The organism is Saprospiraceae bacterium (assembly GCA_016713025.1).
Lineage (GTDB): Bacteria > Bacteroidota > Bacteroidia > Chitinophagales > Saprospiraceae > OLB9.
In genome coordinates this window covers 747,110-765,054 of record JADJPZ010000004.1, presented here as the reverse complement: position 1 = coordinate 765,054, position 17,945 = coordinate 747,110, and the positions used below count along the sequence as shown (strand labels likewise).

Annotated in this window: 15 protein-coding genes; 1 reads left to right on the top strand and 14 read right to left on the bottom strand. The window is 38.0% G+C overall.

What is annotated here, in order from left to right:
* Window positions 1-2: 2 nt before the first annotated feature.
* The 14 genes from IPK35_09615 to IPK35_09550 form a co-directional block, all read right to left on the bottom strand.
* Entirely contained in the window at window positions 3-485 is a 483-nt protein-coding gene (locus tag IPK35_09615; protein MBK8053510.1) for a hypothetical protein, read from the bottom strand.
* 153 nt (window positions 486-638) lie between these two features.
* A complete protein-coding gene (locus IPK35_09610; protein MBK8053509.1) occupies window positions 639-1,022 on the bottom strand; it encodes a cytochrome C oxidase subunit IV family protein in 384 nt (127 codons plus the stop codon).
* 33 nt (window positions 1,023-1,055) lie between these two features.
* Window positions 1,056-1,616, bottom strand: a complete 561-nt coding sequence (locus tag IPK35_09605) for a cytochrome c oxidase subunit 3 (GenBank protein ID MBK8053508.1) — start codon at window positions 1,614-1,616, stop codon at window positions 1,056-1,058.
* Window positions 1,617-1,622: 6 nt separating this feature from the next.
* Entirely contained in the window at window positions 1,623-1,916 is a 294-nt protein-coding gene (locus IPK35_09600; GenBank protein ID MBK8053507.1) for a hypothetical protein, read from the bottom strand.
* Window positions 1,917-1,932: 16 nt separating this feature from the next.
* Window positions 1,933-2,511 (bottom strand): cytochrome c oxidase subunit 3, encoded by a 579-nt coding sequence (locus IPK35_09595; GenBank protein MBK8053506.1) that lies wholly within the window; start codon window positions 2,509-2,511, stop codon window positions 1,933-1,935.
* Between the two features lie 5 nt (window positions 2,512-2,516).
* Complete coding sequence (cyoE, locus tag IPK35_09590; protein ID MBK8053505.1) at window positions 2,517-3,341, bottom strand: protoheme IX farnesyltransferase; 825 nt, start codon at window positions 3,339-3,341, stop codon at window positions 2,517-2,519.
* Window positions 3,342-3,438: 97 nt separating this feature from the next.
* On the bottom strand, window positions 3,439-5,283 hold the full coding sequence (locus IPK35_09585; GenBank protein ID MBK8053504.1) for a cbb3-type cytochrome c oxidase subunit I: 1,845 nt from the start codon (window positions 5,281-5,283) through the stop codon (window positions 3,439-3,441).
* A gap of 22 nt (window positions 5,284-5,305) precedes the next feature.
* Entirely contained in the window at window positions 5,306-6,823 is a 1,518-nt protein-coding gene (locus IPK35_09580) for an OmpA family protein (GenBank protein ID MBK8053503.1), read from the bottom strand.
* Window positions 6,824-6,860: 37 nt separating this feature from the next.
* On the bottom strand, window positions 6,861-8,144 hold the full coding sequence (locus IPK35_09575) for a hypothetical protein (GenBank protein ID MBK8053502.1): 1,284 nt from the start codon (window positions 8,142-8,144) through the stop codon (window positions 6,861-6,863).
* A gap of 30 nt (window positions 8,145-8,174) precedes the next feature.
* The gene (locus IPK35_09570; GenBank protein MBK8053501.1) at window positions 8,175-8,984 is read right to left on the bottom strand and encodes a cytochrome c; all 810 of its coding nucleotides are present in this window, start codon (window positions 8,982-8,984) and stop codon (window positions 8,175-8,177) included.
* 11 nt (window positions 8,985-8,995) lie between these two features.
* Entirely contained in the window at window positions 8,996-9,523 is a 528-nt protein-coding gene (locus IPK35_09565) for a DUF3341 domain-containing protein (protein ID MBK8053500.1), read from the bottom strand.
* Window positions 9,524-9,545: 22 nt separating this feature from the next.
* A complete protein-coding gene (gene nrfD, locus IPK35_09560) occupies window positions 9,546-10,964 on the bottom strand; it encodes a polysulfide reductase NrfD (protein MBK8053499.1) in 1,419 nt (472 codons plus the stop codon).
* Window positions 10,965-11,010: 46 nt separating this feature from the next.
* Complete coding sequence (locus IPK35_09555; GenBank protein MBK8053498.1) at window positions 11,011-14,175, bottom strand: TAT-variant-translocated molybdopterin oxidoreductase; 3,165 nt, start codon at window positions 14,173-14,175, stop codon at window positions 11,011-11,013.
* A 54-nt stretch (window positions 14,176-14,229) separates the two neighbouring features.
* Window positions 14,230-15,633, bottom strand: coding sequence for a c-type cytochrome (locus IPK35_09550; protein MBK8053497.1), 1,404 nt, complete (start codon window positions 15,631-15,633; stop codon window positions 14,230-14,232).
* 226 nt (window positions 15,634-15,859) lie between these two features.
* Here IPK35_09550 and IPK35_09545 point away from each other — a divergent pair, with 226 nt between their 5' ends.
* Window positions 15,860-17,923: a helix-hairpin-helix domain-containing protein gene (locus IPK35_09545; protein ID MBK8053496.1), complete on the top strand. Its 2,064-nt coding sequence runs from the start codon at window positions 15,860-15,862 to the stop codon at window positions 17,921-17,923.
* Window positions 17,924-17,945: the final 22 nt, after the last annotated feature.

The following is a 17,945-nucleotide window of genomic DNA, read 5'->3' as shown; positions in this document are numbered from 1 at the left end:
TATTATTTCATCTCGATATCAGACTCTTTCTGACGTGGTAAGACAATGGAAATATGTTCTACCAGTCTTTTGACAGACTCTTTGTCACTGCCATAGACATTTCTGACACGCATAGCAGTATCGATCAATATTAGCTGGGAATTCTCGTATTTACTGAAGAAATCAGCCAGATAATCTTTTGGCATGACATTCAATCCAGCTAAACTATCTACCGACATTAACTGAAAATTGACAACTTTTTGAAACTGCTCATTCAAGCCAGTGATAAGTTCAGGCTTTTCAGAAAAACCATTTTTGGAAAATACTGTAGTTTTCCCTCTGAATAATAATGCGATATCTAATGAATGTGAGATACTATCTTTAACTGAAATTTCGGACAAAAGTGTTCTTCGGTAATCAAATCCTTTCTTTAAGTAGAACCAGCTAATAAACGGTACAACTACAATAAAAAAACCTAAGGCAATCCAGGAAATAAGTCTTCCCATTACATTTTTTTAAGACAAACAATCTTGATTTAACAATGTTTGAATTGTAATATAAAATCTCTATATTCAGATCAAACCCACTTAAAACAATACAACAAGACCAAATAACTAATGGCTTATATTAAGGAATTTTATAATGCTTTTAGTAAAGCATTACTTTCTTTGATTGGGATTTTCGGCCGGAAGTTCTGTTTTTACTTTGTTTATTACCTCTTGTCTTGAATCATTCCAGTAATTTCCCTCATATAAAAAGGCAATAACAGCCCAGACCAGAAGCAAAGTCGGAAGCAAAACTGTTTTAACCAAGCCAGGCACTTCATATTTCATATGCATGAATTCATAAATGATAAGGTATGCTTTTACTATACTCATACCTATCATCAAAATAGCCATAATGTACCACGGAAAGTGTACCCCATCAATAATGTATCCCTTTCCAAGCAATGCCATAACTACTTCAAATACCGTTATTGCTGCAAGTTTCAATATTGTTGTAGTCGCAATACTTTTAGAAGCTTCATATGATAAATGTCCCATCGATCAAGTTTTTTAATTAATTAAAACAAAATATTAAAGAAGATAAAAACATAAAAAAACAAATACCCACACCAAATCTACAAAGTGCCAGTACAATCCGATCTTCTCCACCATTTCGTAGCCATTTTTACGTTTAACATAAAGACCCGTGGCTGCATTCAAACAAATTATCAATAAAAATGCAACACCTGACAATACGTGAAACCCATGAAATCCTGTAATGAAGAAAAATAAGGCACCAAAGGCTTTAGGACCCATTTGTTGTTCCTTGACAACACCGGCATCAGGGCCTTCAGTAACTTTATACTTCAATGGAGCAAACTTTCCATCATGCTGATGAATCAGATAAGATTGCCCTGGCTTAAATGTATCTCCTTCTTTGATATCATGACCATCACCCATCATATAAACGCCTGTTTCTGTGTGTGTGCCAAAAGGGTTTTGTTTGATAGTCATATGTTCCGCACCCATCAATGTGGTCCATTCCCATGCCTGACAACCTAAGAAGGCAAGTCCACCGACGATAGTCCACAGCATCCACTTTACAACACCACTTTTATTTTCCCGATGACCTTCCTGTACCGCCCTTACCATTGTAAATTAACTGGCGAGTAGTATAAATGTCATAACAGTAACAAACAAAAGTGGCTTGTGATGAAATCCACCCGGAAAAGTACTGAAAACAAAGTCCGGAACCGGCCATGTAGGTACGCTGAATCTCATTGCACCGTACGCAATCAGGAAACCTGAAAACGTAAAGGCATCTGATAGTAAAAAATACCACATCATGAGTTTACCATAAGACGCTTTGAACGGCTCGCTTCCTCCTTTCCAAGAGCCTCCCTCAGTGGTATGTGCATGATCATGTTCTTGTGCTATTGATACTGAAGCCATTATATTATCTGTGTTTTTATTTGCTTATTAATAAAAATATAAAAAGATATATCCATAAAAAATCAACGAAGTGCCAATAGTTTACCACAAGGTCAAATCTATTGATCCTTTGATCTGTAACTTTAAATTTTAAGGTAAATGCATGAAGCACAGCCACCAATAAAGCTGCAATACCACCCAAAACATGCAGCGCATGTATACCTGAAAGAAGATAAAAGAATGATCCTGACACATTACCTTTGAGATCAACTCCTATCTTGTACAAAGAAGTCCAACCAAAATACTGCAATACCACAAATCCAAGACCTGCTAACAGTGTAATGGACAAAAACAATTTATACCTGGATTCCAGACCTGATTTAAAAGCTTTAAAAGACATGTGCAATGTAATGCTCGAAATCAGAATCATAAGTGTACTTATGTAAAACGCAACTGGCATAGCAAACTCAAGCCAATTTCCGGCAGCTTGTTTTACAATATAGGCTGATGTAAAAGCGCCAAACATCATGGTAATACTCGCCATAGCCGCCCAAAGAGCAAACTTATGCGGGTGGATAGTATTCCTTTTATTTATCATTATATTATTGTCATTCATCCTTCTTAAAATAATAAATATGTAAGTAAGACAATAGGTAGATACAAAAAGGAATAAAACATAAGCTTCATTGCAGAAGGACGATCAAATATTTTATGCAATTGATAACTGAATAACATATAGATCAGACCGGCTATACAAACTATAATAGTACTGGTAAAACTTACATTGAGGTACATAAACATGAACACAGCAACAGGTAAAGACATTAATGCGTAAAACATAGAAGACAAGCCAAGGTTTCTGTCAATTTGTTCATCTCTAACCGGCAACAGTTTATAACCCGCCCTATTATAATCATCAAAGCCTAAAAAACCAATAGACCAAAAATGTGGAAATTGCCACAAAAATTGTATTGTAAATATGCTTAAGGCCATGTAAGTGATAGTCTCATCATGCGCTGCAAATCCGATCATGACAGGTAATGCACCGGGAATAGCACCAACAGCTACTGCCAGCGTACTATACCTCTTCAATGGGGTGTACACAAATGCATAAATAATAAGTGATATCATGCCAAGAAGGGCTGTCACAGGATTGAATGAAGCCAATATACTTATACCAACTAAGCACGCTAAACCAGCAAACATGACAGCTTCGGACGACTTCATGCGGCCAGTGGCTACAGGTCTGTCAGCTGTTCTTGTCATAAGTATATCAAAATCTTTTTCAAGAACCTGATTTAAAGCATTAGCAGCGAAAGTGACTAAAAGTCCACCAAAAGCGAGTAAAACGCCTCTTGAAAATGTAGCATCTCCACCGGATGCAATAAAGTAACCCATCAGTGAAGAAAAGACTACAACTATACTCAACCTCATCTTTACGAGCATAACGTAATCCCTTATCTTACCTGCAAAGGCTCGATGTTGTGGAACGGATGCTGTGTATATCGAATTATTTTTCAAGATGTGATATTATTTTTCCAGATCAATGGTCACCCACTTCACCTTCTTTCAAAGGGATGTGCTGTTGTACAAATTCCCGCTCATCTTTGTTATAGTCATACGCCCATCTGTGCACAACGGGAAGATTACCAGGCCAGTTTCCGTGTATCGGCTCGATAGGTGTTGTCCACTCCAATGTGGTAGCTTCCCACGGATTTTGAGACTTGACTTTTTTGCCTTTCCAAATACTGTAGAAGAAATTGATGACAAAGACCAGTTGTATAAAAAAGGCTATAATGGCAAAAATGGTGATGAATTTATTCATTTCAGTAAAATGTTTAAATGCATCAAAAGCATCAAAAGAATAGTATCGTCGTGGAACTCCTGCCATACCTATATAGTGCATCGGCCAGAAAATAGCATAAGCACAGATCATGGTTCCCCAAAAATGTATCTTACCCAATGTTTCATTCATAAATCTTCCGTACATCTTTGGATACCAATGATACACACCGGCAAACATACCAAAAAATGCAGCAACACCCATTACTATATGAAAGTGTGCAACTACAAAATAGGTATCATGCATCTGAATATCAATAGCAGAGTTTCCTAAAAATATCCCAGTAAGACCTCCTGAGATAAACATGGAAACAAATCCTATGGCAAACAACATCGGAGTATTGAGTCGGAGATTACCGCCATAAAGAGTCGTAATCCAGTTGAACACCTTAACGGCAGACGGAACAGCTATTATTAAGGTAAAAACTACAAAAAAGTTAGAAATAAAAGGGTTGACACCTGCCATAAACATGTGGTGTGCCCAAACAATAAATGAAAGGAAACCAATGGCCATAATGGAATACACCATAGCACGGTAACCAAATATAGGTTTTCTCGCATGAACAGACAATACTTCAGAAGTCAATCCCATAGCTGGTAAGATAATAATATATACCTCAGGATGACCTAAAAACCAGAATAGATGCTGATACAATATGGGGCTACCTCCTACTCTGTCTAAAGCCTGACCAGCAATAAATATATCACTTAGAAAGAAACTGGTACCAAGACTTCTATCAAAAATCAACATAAAGAATCCTGACGCCAGTACAGGAAATGACAATAAACCTAGTATCGCAGTTACAAAAAATGCCCAAATAGGAAGCGGCATTCTCCACATAGTCATACCTTTCGTTCTGAGGTTAAGTATAGTGGTTATGTAATTGATACCACCCAGTAAAACTGAAACCACAAATAATGTAAGACTCACTAACCACAGCGTCATACCTGTACCTGATCCTGAAGATGCCTGTGGCAAAGCACTTAGTGGAGGATATGCCACCCAACCACCAGAGAACGGTCCTGTACTGAGAAATAGTGAATAAAACATCACAATACCAGCTAAAAAGAAAAACCAATATGACAGCATATTAAGGAATGGTGAAGCCATATCCCTTGCCCCGATCTGTAAGGGGATCAATAGATTACTAAAAGTACCACTTAATCCGGCAGTCAATACAAAGAATACTATGATCGTACCGTGCATGGTAACTAAGGCGTAATAAAATTCCGGAGCCAATTTTCCAATTCCAGTAGTAGGATCAACTACGATCCATTTTCCCAAGAATGGCTTAATCCATGTCAGACTCTCCTCAGGAAAACCCAATTGAAGTCTAAAAACCACAGACATGGCAGCTCCGATAATTGCCCAAATAATTCCGGTGATCAAAAATTGTCTGGCTATTATCTTATGATCCATTGAGAATATGTAATGGAAGATAAAATTGGTTTGGTACTTATCCCCATGATGATGGTCATGAAAGTGATCATTATAACCATTATCACGAATCAGGGCATCTTGTTCTATGTGCGTTACATTCGACATAATAACTAATTTTTACAAATTTTTATTTTGATAAAATTTTAAGTTCAGTTCTTCTGTTTTTCTTTCTGCCTGCAGGTGTATCATTAGATTCCAAAGGAGCGCCTTGTCCATACCCTTTAGCAATCATTCGAGCTGTTGCTACACCCTTTTCAACTAAATAAGCTTTGACTTTATCGGCTCTTGCATTTGACAATTGAAGGTTTGCAGCAGCATCACCTACATTGTCAGTGTGCCCTGCCAATTCAACTCGCAATTTTGGAAACCTTCCCATAAGTGTTACCAGATTGTCAAGTTCATGTTTTGAAATTTCAGAATTGAGATCTGACGATCCTGTATTGTAAAAAACATGGTCAAGATTGATGATATTACTCATCGTTCCCGTTGTATCATCAACATATCGTGCCACAGCAGATCTTAGTTCAAAACCTCTTGCTTTAATTTCATAAGGAAAAAGTTTTTTACCATCCCAAGGATCTTTTTCGGTTCCTCTTATATTGGATGCATAATATGGTTTTTGACCAGCCAACCAGGTATTAAATTCGTCACGAGTTACTATTTCTACCAGCCTTCTCATAGAGTAGTGACCTTTACCACATAATTCAGCACAGGCAAGTTCAAATTCAAAAGTCTCCCATTTTTTAGGGCCTTCCGGATCATTAGGGTCAGATGGTACCTGCCACTCAGGATATTTACTCAATTGTTCTCTGAACTCTTTTGTCGTCAAAACAGGAGTGAAGATAAACGAAGTTGGTAAGCCGGGTACAGCGTCCATTTTCACCCTGAAATGCGGAAGGTAAAAGTTGTGCAACACATCTTTTGCAGTTATTCTCACTTTTATCAAAGAATCCTTTGGCAAAACAATCTTATCAGCTCCACCTAAGATAATATCGTCCACTGATGCTTCGTCTTTCCAGTCAATACCAAGGGAGTTAGTGGCCGGGTCAATGAGTCTGAAATCTTTATTTCCAAGTTTTCCGTCAGAACCGGGATATCTTATGTCCCAGGCAAATTGGTACCCTGTGGCTTCAATTTCAATATGTTTATCTTCTTCTGTAAGTGTAGGAAAAATATTATTCCAGGCTATAAGTCCGTTGGCAACCAGATATGTCATAACTACTGCTGGAACAATAGTCCAGATCATTTCCAGTTTTGAATCGTGTGCAAAAAATAAAGCTTTTCTCTTATCAAGACTTCTGTATTTGTAAGCAAACCAAAACAAGACAATATGTGTAATTATGAATACAATGCCAGTAAAAAACAAAGTGACATTAAAAATATGATCCAGCTCAAATCCATGAGCTGACGCAGATGTCAAAGGGCCATAACCTAACATGTCATTTTTATAGTATATAGCAGATGCTACACAGCCTACTAAAAATACCACCATAAAGACCATTAAAGCCTTTCCCTGAGTATCATTGCTTGCTCTTTCTACTACTTCTTCCCCTCTGATTTTGGCAGCAAGTTCAGATAATTTACCTATCTGTATTACTATGACTGCAAGAAGGAATATTATTCCAAAAGCTACTAAATAAGTCATCTTTTATAATATTTGTCTTTTAATCAATTTATTTTTGTTATATAACATGATGATGCATGCTTTCATCCAGATATGGATCATTTTTGGGTACCAAAGCAGATTTTGATAAAACTATCAATGAAACATACATAAACAATCCTAAAAAGCCAATGAATGTACCAATCTCAAGCAAACCAGGCATCGAAAAACCTGCAACAAAATTCGAAACATGTTCTGCACCGTGACCTGCTGCATGAGCTGCATCTCCGCCATGATCTTCAGCATGACCGTGAGAATGACTTGCATTGATCAAAGCTCCGGGCTTTATCATCAGGAAATAATCTATCCAATGTCCCAACAAAACTACTATGGCTACAAAACTCAGTGATCCATACTTTCTTTTAGTGTCATTCCGCATCAATACAAAGAAAGGAACCAAAAAGTTTATGATTAGGTTACCAAAAAACAATGCCGGATAATTATTATATCTTTCTTTAAAATAAATGGTTTCTTCACCGATATTGGCATACCATATCAACATAAATTGAGAAAACCATAGGTAAGTCCAAAATACACTGATAGCAAATAAAAACTTACCTAAGTCATGAAGATGGTTTTCATTCACTTCCCCATAATACCCGTTAGATTTCAGAAATATGATTAGAAGTATAGTAAGAGCAATCATAGAAACAAAAGCACTTGCAGTGGAGTACCAAGCAAAGAGTGTACTATACCAGTGTGCATCCACACTCATCACCCATTGCCATATCAAAGCAGCACTTGTAAAACCTATAATAGGAAGGAGTGCCGCGGCCCAAACTCTCATGGATTTGTGTTGAGCAAAGGAAGCATTACCTGATTTATCTTCTTCCAAAGACAGTGATCGCAGTTTATGAGCAATAAATGCCCAAGCACCCACAAAAATTAAGGTACCGAAGAAGTACCAATTCTTGTTGAGGAAAGAAGCCTTACCTTTCAAAATAGGATCATTAGCTACGTCTTCTTCCACATTCCAGTGATACAGATGATGCCAGTGCATATATACACCCAAGCCAACGATTAGTATCAATCCAAGGCCTACCAATAAAAACATAGAATAAGCCTCCCAGATTCTCTTAAAAGTAGTATGCCAGCCAGCATAAGCTGTGATACATGCGGCAATGAAAAATAATGCCATTGCAGATATCATAGTAAAAAACACAGAATTATGCAAAAAATTACTCCAAAATCTGGTATGGTGAACATCATCTCCGATCCAGGTTAAAATCATACAGATCAAACCTATACCCATGGCACCAAATAAAACATTGCGGTGCCCGGAAGTCATTGTATATTGGTTCATATCGTTATATTACTTTTTATCTATTAAAATTTAATGTTCACTTTTTTTTGTTTCCTGCTTCATGGCTTCTTCAGTGGGAGTTGCTATGACGACATTGGCAGCAGCCTTTTGAACTGCAACTACGCTGTATGGAGTGTCCGTAGTATTGAATGTGTTTATCTTTTCATTGTACTCCAACTTTTTGCTTGCTGCTTGTAAAGACCTGATATACTGTATTACGTTCCATCTTTCTTCATAAGAAAGTTTGTCTGAGTATCCTCCCATCAAATTTCGACCATAGATGAGCGTATGATAATATCTGCCATTGGATGCAGCAACAAACTCATCTGACAATAAATTAGCTGGTTGTACCGGATATTTTCCACCATCATCTCTTACAAGGTAGCCCGCACCATCAGCTTTTTCACCATGACATATGGCGCACTGTATATTGTAGAGCAACTTACCGTTTTCCAGACTTGCTTTTGTAATAGGAAAAGGATTTTTAGAAATTTCAGCTATAGCTCTGGTTCTGTCTTCTTCCGTATTCGCATAATAGTATGGAACACTGCCATTTGGATGGTAAGATATTCCCGTGCCTGCACTTTTTGAACCAACGTAACCTCGAGCTATTGTACCTTCAACAGCTTGTCGTGGTTGAGCCATTTTATGAAGATCATCTTCACTACCCCATCTATTGTTGTAATAGTACCCATAAGTATTGGCTTCGTATGCCACGGAATGCGCCATATCCGGCATATATTCGCTCCCTGTCTTATTAACGCCAGCAGACTGACATGATGACATGGATATCAACGCAATGAATAATAAAAATCCGAAAATTTGATATTTGATATTCATTATTTCTATTCTTAAATTGTTTTAGAATTAACCTCAGATGCCCCGGTTGACTTAAAGAATGCCTCCGCATTCTCTACACTTACCTGAGATTTGTCAAATGCTATACAAAACTTGTCATCAGTGATCCTGTCGTCCAAATGCTTATTGACTACTCCCGGACCCAAACCATTGATAATATAAAATGTTACAGTCATTCCTATAGCTGAAAATAATACTGTCATCTCAAAAGTAATCGGTATAAAAGCAGGAACGGACCAATATGGTTTGCCACCAAAAATATTTGGCCAATCTTTGGTAAAAATCCATGTCATGCCTAAAAATGCGGTCAACGTACCCAAAGCACCGTAGATAAACCCAGCCTGGTGTAATCTGGATTCTTCCAATCCCAGAATCGGATCCAAACCGTGCACAGGAAACGGAGAAAAAACATCATGTATTTCAAGATGACTGTTTTTGGCTGTTTTTACAGCATGTAACAGATCTTCTTCATCATCATATAGACCATATATAACTTCAGTGTTATGATTATTTTGTGCCATTTATAATGTTTATTTATATTATTTAATGATGTTCTGTATTGGAATGACCATGATTGTGGTGTTTATGAGTTGCATTTTCACCTACATACTGGTTACCAGCGGATTTAAGGATGGCCTTAACTTCTGCAACTGCGACCACAGGTGCCACCCTTACAAAAATCAGATAACATGTGAAGAACAATCCAAATGTACCCAAATAAATACCGATCTCAACCCAACTTGGAGAATATAAGCTCCAACTTGAAGGTAAATAATCTCTCGCCAATGTAGTGGCAATGATTACAAAACGTTCAAACCACATCCCGATATTAACTACTATGGAAAGGAAAAATGTTAACGTAATGTTTCTTCTCCATGATTTTTTCCAGAAAAACTGAGGTGAAATCACGTTACAAAACATCATGCCGAAATATGACCACCAGTAGGGTCCTAAAGCCCTGTTGAAAAAAGCAAACTGCTCATAAACATACCCTGAATACCAGGCAATAAACAATTCCGTAAGATAAGCTACACCGACAATAGTACCTGTAAGAAGTATCACTTTATTCATGGACTCAATGTGCTCTACTGTGATGTAGTCTTCCAGATGCAAAAGTTTTCGCGTGATAATCATTAATGTCAATACCATAGCAAAACCAGAGAAAATCGCTCCTGCTACAAAGTATGGAGGAAATATGGTAGTATGCCAGCCAGGTATCACAGAAGTGGCGAAGTCAAAACTTACGATCGTGTGCACAGAAAGTACAAGTGGAGTCGAAAGACCCGCAAGAACCAACGATAAAGATTCCCATCTTTGCCAATGTTTTGCTGATCCGGTCCATCCAAATGAAAGTGTGTTATAAATTTTCCTTCTTAATCCTTTAGCTCTATCTCTTACTGTGGCAAAGTCAGGAACCAATCCCGTGTACCAAAACAACAATGAAACCGTAAGATAAGTCGAGATGGCAAATACGTCCCAAAGAAGTGGTGAGTTAAAATTGGGCCAAAGCGGGCCTCTGGTATTCGGATAAGGCAGGATAAACATTGCCAGCCAAATACGTCCCATGTGTATCAAAGGAAACAACCCTGCACACATTACAGCAAAAATCGTCATAGCTTCTGCAGCCCTGTTGACTCCTGTACGCCATTTCTGTCTGAAAAGTAAAAGAATGGCAGAAATCAAGGTACCCGCATGACCGATACCGATCCACCAAACGAAGTTGGTAATATCCCATGACCAGTTTATGGTACGGTTTAGATTCCACGAACCAATACCAACCCAAATGGTCCATATAATACAAAACACACCCCAGGTCAATACAGCAACCGATAAAATAAAACCTATAATCCACTCCTTGGTTGGTGTCTTTTCAGTTGGTGATATCAAATCCTCTGTAATCTGATGGTAAGTTTTATTACCGGTTATCAGAGGTTTTCTAATTGGACTTACAACAGCACTCATTGTTTATATTTAGAATGTTATTATCTTTTTAAAATGAAATTATAAATTAAGCATCCAGGGATTTGTCTCTGTTATTGACCTTCATGGTATAAGTAACTGAAGATCTTACGTTGATTTCTTCCAAAGCTATATAATTGAGTGGCGACTCCAACTTTGAAGTCAGATCACCTTTCTTATCATTCATATCACCAAATGTGATGGCACCAGTAGGACAAGAAGTCTGACATGCAGTCTTCACATCTCTGTCAGTTAGTAACCTGCCTTCTGTTTTGGCCGAAAGTTTCCCTTCCTGAATTCTCTGCACACAGAAACTACATTTTTCAATCACTCCTCTTGATCTTACAGTAACGTCAGGATTCAATACCATTCTTGTGAGATTATCTGCCATAAATGGTACATTTTCTTGCTGAAGTCTGGGTTGATTAGCTGGCCAAATGTCGGCTTTTGTATAATCTAACCAGTTGAACCTACGTACTTTATAAGGACAGTTGTTGGCACAATATCTTGTTCCGATACATCTGTTGTATGCCATTTGATTGAGACCTTCAGCACTGTGGTTAGTAGCATTTACCGGACATACATTTTCGCAAGGAGCGTTGTCACAATGCTGACACATCATAGGCTGATAGATAGTATTAGGATTTTCAACATCACCATAATAGTATCTGTCTATCCGTAACCAGGTCATCTCATGGTGGATAGCTACTTCATGCTTTCCAACCACAGGTACATTATTTTCTGACATACAGGCCACTGTACAAGCACCACAGCCGATACATGCATTTAGATCCACATGCATTCCCCAATGATGACCCAATGAATACATGTGGTCAAAACCACCATATATTTGTTGCTCATTCAGGTGTTGTGCATGTTTCCTCCTTTTTTGAAGGTGTTCTACACTATTTTTGAGTTCTTTCACATTGGCTGTATATATCACAGACCTATCTGTCAATGCGCCTTGAAATCCCTTTACTCCTGTGAAATAATCAAAGAAGACTAAAGCGGCTTCATCAGCATTGATTTCTGTATTTGTCTCTTTATCTATACCTTTTACTCCAATTGTGTGATGATACTGTACACAAGAAAAATCTTTTTCTTTACCTTTTTTATTAGAGACTGTAACTTTTGTGTTATAATATTGAGGACCATCAGCGCCAACAGTCAAACTGTCGTTTACGTTGACTCCAACATTTGTTCCTGTATTTCCAGCCAAGGTTCTTCCATAACCCAATGCTAAAGATACTGTTCCAGGCATCTGACCGAACTGCTGAACCACAGGTAATGTTACTGTCTTTTTGCCTATAGTCAATTCTACTAAATCACCATCTACCAGATCATTAAAACCTACCATGGTTTTTACACCATCAAAATTGACAGGAACTGCAAGATAGTTGCCCCAGGTTGTTCTTGTCACCGGGTCGGCCATTTCCATAAGCCATGGATTACCTGAATACTGACCATTGGCCATATGTACTGTTTCGTAATATGATATTTCCAGTTCAGCACTCACAGGTTTTGTCACTTCTCCGATTACTGCGCTCTTGTAGGAAGGTGCCCCGCCATTTCCGGCAATAAATACTCCATCATGCACAGCATTATCCCAAAATGCCTGAAATGAACTGAATTCATTTTGAGCTTTAAACTGACTTGTATTCCAGGATTGCTTGAGGTATTCGTAGTAAGGCTGGTCTTTTGTCAAATCGACATTGGCACTTCCTGCCCAAATCAAAAGCGAAAGCTCTGCTTGTCTGGTATCAAACAATGGTGCAATAGTAGGCTGAATAAGGGTAAAATGTCCATTTTTAGCCTCCACATCGCCCCACGCCTCCAGGAAATGATGCGCCGGAGCCACCACCGTACACATATCCGTTGTCTCATCATTAACACCAGCAAAAGAAATTTTATTTTTTACTTTTCCAAGTGAAGTTGCGAGGTCAGTACTATATGCTGAGTCATATACAGGATTTGCACCCCAAAAGATTATAAGATCTACACTGCCTGTTTTGATTTCATCAACAAGACTTTTCAGTGCTTTATCATTTCCTTGTCTTTGATTGGAAGTGGCCCCCATATCAATGGTGGTACCATAACTGCCCAGAGCATTATTGATCGCATTGACCATCAATTGTTCATTGACATTGTTCGATGCACTTACAACCAATGCTTTACCTGAAGCCGCTTTCAATTCGGTTGCAACTTTTGACAATGCTTTTTTTGCTTTTGCATTCAGACCATTAGCTCCAGCTCCTGAACCTGTGATTTCGTTGTACAGATGTGCGATTGCCACACCTTGTTCACTTGGTTTTACAAGGATTCTGTTGTCTGCATTTGATCCGGAGAGAGACATATGGTTTTCGACCTGAATATGTCTTGACATTCTGGCTTTGGTGACATCATTTATCTTCCGGCCTTTTGCATACGCAGCAGCATATTCTATTGGCGAAATCCAGGTTCCCAAAAAGTCTGCATTGAAACTTACGATCACATCAGCCTTATCAAAATGATATGATGGAATGGCTCTGATGCCAAAATTTTGCTCATTGGCATCCAACAATGCAGAGGCTGAAACCGGATCATAAGTGACAACTTTAACACTTGGATATTTTGCAGAAAACTCAGCAATTGCTTTTTTTGCTGTTGGACTCATTATGGTATTGGTAACGAGTCTGATATTATTGGATGCAGAAATGGTCGTAACGGCAAGTTTATCCATTTCACTCCAGCTGGAGTCTTTCCAACCCGCACCATCTTTGATTTTTGGTCCTGAAAATCTATTGGTATCATAGAGGCTCAAAACAGAAGCCTGAGCTCGGGCGGATGTACCACCACCAGTGATGGATGAGAGATCGTTTCCTTCTATTTTAATAGGTCTTCCTTCTCTGGTTTTTACAAGCACCGGACAATAGTCACCACCATTTACAAATGTGGAAGCATAATAATTAGCTATACCCGGTACAATTGTGTCAGGTTTTACTACATATGGTATGGCTCTTTTGACCGGAATGTCACAACCGGCTGCAACTGTGGCAGCACCGAGACCAAAACCCAAAAATTTAAGAAAGTCCCTTCTGTTACCGGAAAGATTGGAAGTCATATCAGCATAACTGACTTGTTCTTCTGCAAACTCCTGTTCAGCCAACTGCATAAATTCTTCATCCCTCGTAAGGTCTTTCTGACCTATCCAAATATTATCTGATTGATTTTTCATTTATATATTCAGGATTGTTATTTGTAATTAAAATTTTACTCAGTTTGAGTATGATTAATAATGGCACTTTTGACATTCCAGACCTCCGATGTCAGATACAGTCACTTTGTCACGTTTACCTGAAGCTAATTCTTCGTGATATCTCGTGTAATTTGCATAATAAGCATTGTCTTTGAATTTGACTTCCGTTTGCCTGTGGCAATTGATACACCATCCCATAGATAACGGGGACATTTGCTTCAATACTTCCATTTCTTCAACTTTTCCATGACAAGTCTGGCACTCCAACTTTCCAACAGTGACGTGCTGAGAGTGATTGAAATAAACGTGATCAGGCAAATTGTGTATTCTTGTCCACTCTATCGGGCCCTGGATTTGTTTTTTCTGATCGTTGGTCAATGATTTTTTGATATCAGCCCACTGTTGAGCTACCACTCTTTCGCCTTCACTATCCAAATCACCTTTTTCTTTAACTCGTTTGTATTCGTCCCCTATCCATTTTGTAAAAATAGCCTTTATATCTTCTTCCGATTTAGATTCATAATCTTCAATATATTTGTTTGTAGCCGGATCATAACCTATCGAGGCATAAATCTTAGTAATTTCTGCTGTTCCATACTGACTTCCGTTTTTGATGGCTGCATGACAATTCATACAAGTATTTGTGCCCGGAATTGACGAATGCTTCGATCTTCTCGCACTATCATGACAGTATTGACAATCAATTTTATTGACACCAGCATGAGTAGCATGTGAAAATTTTATAGGTTGATCTGGCGCATATCCTTCCTGTCTGCCCAGCTCAGTTGCTTTATTGACAGTGGTGTAAGCACCAAATATGATAGCAGCAAATATAAGAAATGTGACAACTCCTTTTGAAGTTAAAATCTGTCCTATTGTCTTTGCTTCTTCATGACGTCCTTCTCTTGCAGCTGCTATTTGGTTGAGATTTGAAATTATTTTTGTGAGTAAAAGTGCAAGAACAGCCAGCACAGCAGCTATAATAAGATATAAGGGTAACTGACTTTTAGGTTCTTCTTTTTTTGCAGATGAAGCTGTGCTCTTTACAGGGCCAAGGGTTCCATCATAGGTACCATTGACATAAGCTAAGATGCTTCCGATCTCATCATCAGTCAGCTTTTCAAAATTTGTCATCACGACAGGCTTGTACTTATTCCAAAGTTCAACAGCCCTAGGGTGGCCCTTTTTGATCATCGCCTGAGAATTTCTGATCCATGCATAAAGCGCTTCATCATCACCCCAAAGTGCTTGGGATCCTCCCAAAGCCGGACCCGTAGCTGCAGAACGCATGTCTTTGGCGTGACAAGCTGCACAATTGGCTTTAAAAAGTTCTTTCCCCGCGTCTGCAGAAACCTGAGCAGAAATGGAAAGAGCCGACCATATCAATATTGACATGATGGCTATTAGTCTGATACTTAAAAACTTATAAACCTTCATTAATGTTTTTTTAATATATATTTTATGAAGAATAGATATATAATTAGACTTTTTTGAATTAAAATTGCCACAAAAGTAAAATACTGAAAGTGTAATTACAATTTTTATAATATGTTTCTTGTTATTTAGAAATTTTCTAAATAAATTAACTCGATTTGGTTATTTTTTCATACCAATTTCTGATATTCTTACGAATTTCATTAGTTTTACCCCAAGTTATTCAAACATGAGATTTATTATATTATTCATATGTTATTCTATTTTCCGGACCGATCCTGTTACCGGGCAGGATGAATCTCAGTCCAATAATATTATTTCAAATATCATTGAAGACTTTCTGGAATCAACAGATGCTGAAAACTTTGATTACAATACTATATTTGAAAATCTAAATCATTACTACGAAAATCCGCTGAATATCAATCAGGCTACAGAAAATGATCTTAGAGAATTATATCTGTTGAATGAAATCCAGATCACAGACTTTATCAAACATCGCACACAGTTTGGATCATATCTTAGTATATATGAGCTACAATCACTACCATCATGGGATATGGGTGTCATAAAAAATGTTACCCCTTTTCTAAAATGTGATGTGGCTCCGGCGGATTTTAATCTTGACTTTAAAGATGCTATTAAAAACGGGACATCTACCCTGTTTTTAAAAGGTAAAAGAGTCCTGGAAGACAGGAAAGGATTTTTGCCATCCGCATCTGGATCTACTCCTTACATAGGAGATCCAAATCATCTCTATGTCAGATACCGGTTTGAATTTGGGCAGCTCTTTAAAGCTGGTATTACAATGGAAAAAGACCCGGGTGAACCGTTTTTAAAAAATCACAATAAGTATGGTTTTGATTTCTATTCAATGTTTGCGTACGCTAAAGATATCAATAAGACTTTGAGTATCGTATCTCTTGGTGATTTTGCAGTAAGTATGGGTCAGGGATTAATACTGCATAATGACTTTGGTGCCGGCAAATCTTCCTATGTGATGAATGTAAAGAAAGCCGGCAGAATGATAAGACCCTACAGCTCTGTAAATGAAGTTAACTTTTTCAGGGGTGCCGGTGCTGTCATTAACTTAGCGAGATCTATCCAGGCAGCAGCTTTTATTTCTTATAAACCTATCGATGCCACTGTAGACAGAGATTCTATTGACAACACAGACTTTGATGCTTTCGGGTCAATAAGATTTGATGGTTTTCATCGTACAGAAACTGAAGCGGCTAATAAAAACAGTATCCATCAAACGAATGTCGGTGGAAAAATCGAGTATAAAATCCGGGATTTCAAAATAGCATTAAACGGACTTTACACAGGATTTGATGCCACTCTGACTCGAGACGATGCACTTTACAGAAAGTATCTTTTCAATGGTAAGACTCTGATCAACAGCAGCATCGACTATACATGGCGTTATAAAAATTTAACATTTTTTGGCGAAGGGGCATTTAGTGACAACGGAGGTCAAGCACATATCCACGGGGTATTAATGGGACTGGACAGAAGACTGGATGTATCTGCTGTATACAGAAATTATGATCCGGACTATCAGGTACTCAATGCAAATGCCTTTGGAGAATCCACACAACCCATCAATGAAAAAGGATTTTACCTTGGTATGGAAATGAGACCGTTTAAAAATATAACACTAAGTGCATATGCTGATGTCTGGTCTCATCCATGGGTGACATACCGCAGAGACGGACTCACAGATGGAAATGAAATTTTAATCAAGCTGGCATATACTCAAAAAAGAAAAATGGATTTTTATGTCCAATACCGCATAGAAAAGAAACAACTCAACAGCAGCAATGAAAGGATCATTGATTATCCTGAGCATCTCACACTGCAACGCTTGAGGTTACATTTTAATTACAAACTTACCAAAGAATGGGAAATCAGAGACCGTGCAGAATTTTCTTTCTTTGAAAAATCAAGCTATTCCAGAGGCATGCTTTTTTATCAGGATGTGGTGTACAAGCCCATTGCCAAACCATTTTCATTTACCGCAAGGTATGCAATATTTGACATCAATAGCTTTGATGCCCGAATATACGCCTATGAAAACGATATTCTTTATGAATTCTTTATTCCATTTTATCAAAATCGCGGATCCAGATTTTATATCAATACAAGATTAAGGCTGGGACGAAATTACACATGGGAATTCAGAATAGGCCGCACTTACTTTGAAAATGTCAATACGATCGGATCAGGCAACGAACTAATTAATGGCAATACAAGAACAGAGGTAAAAACACAACTAAAAATAAGATTTTAGGTTTTGTTGATAAAATTTGACT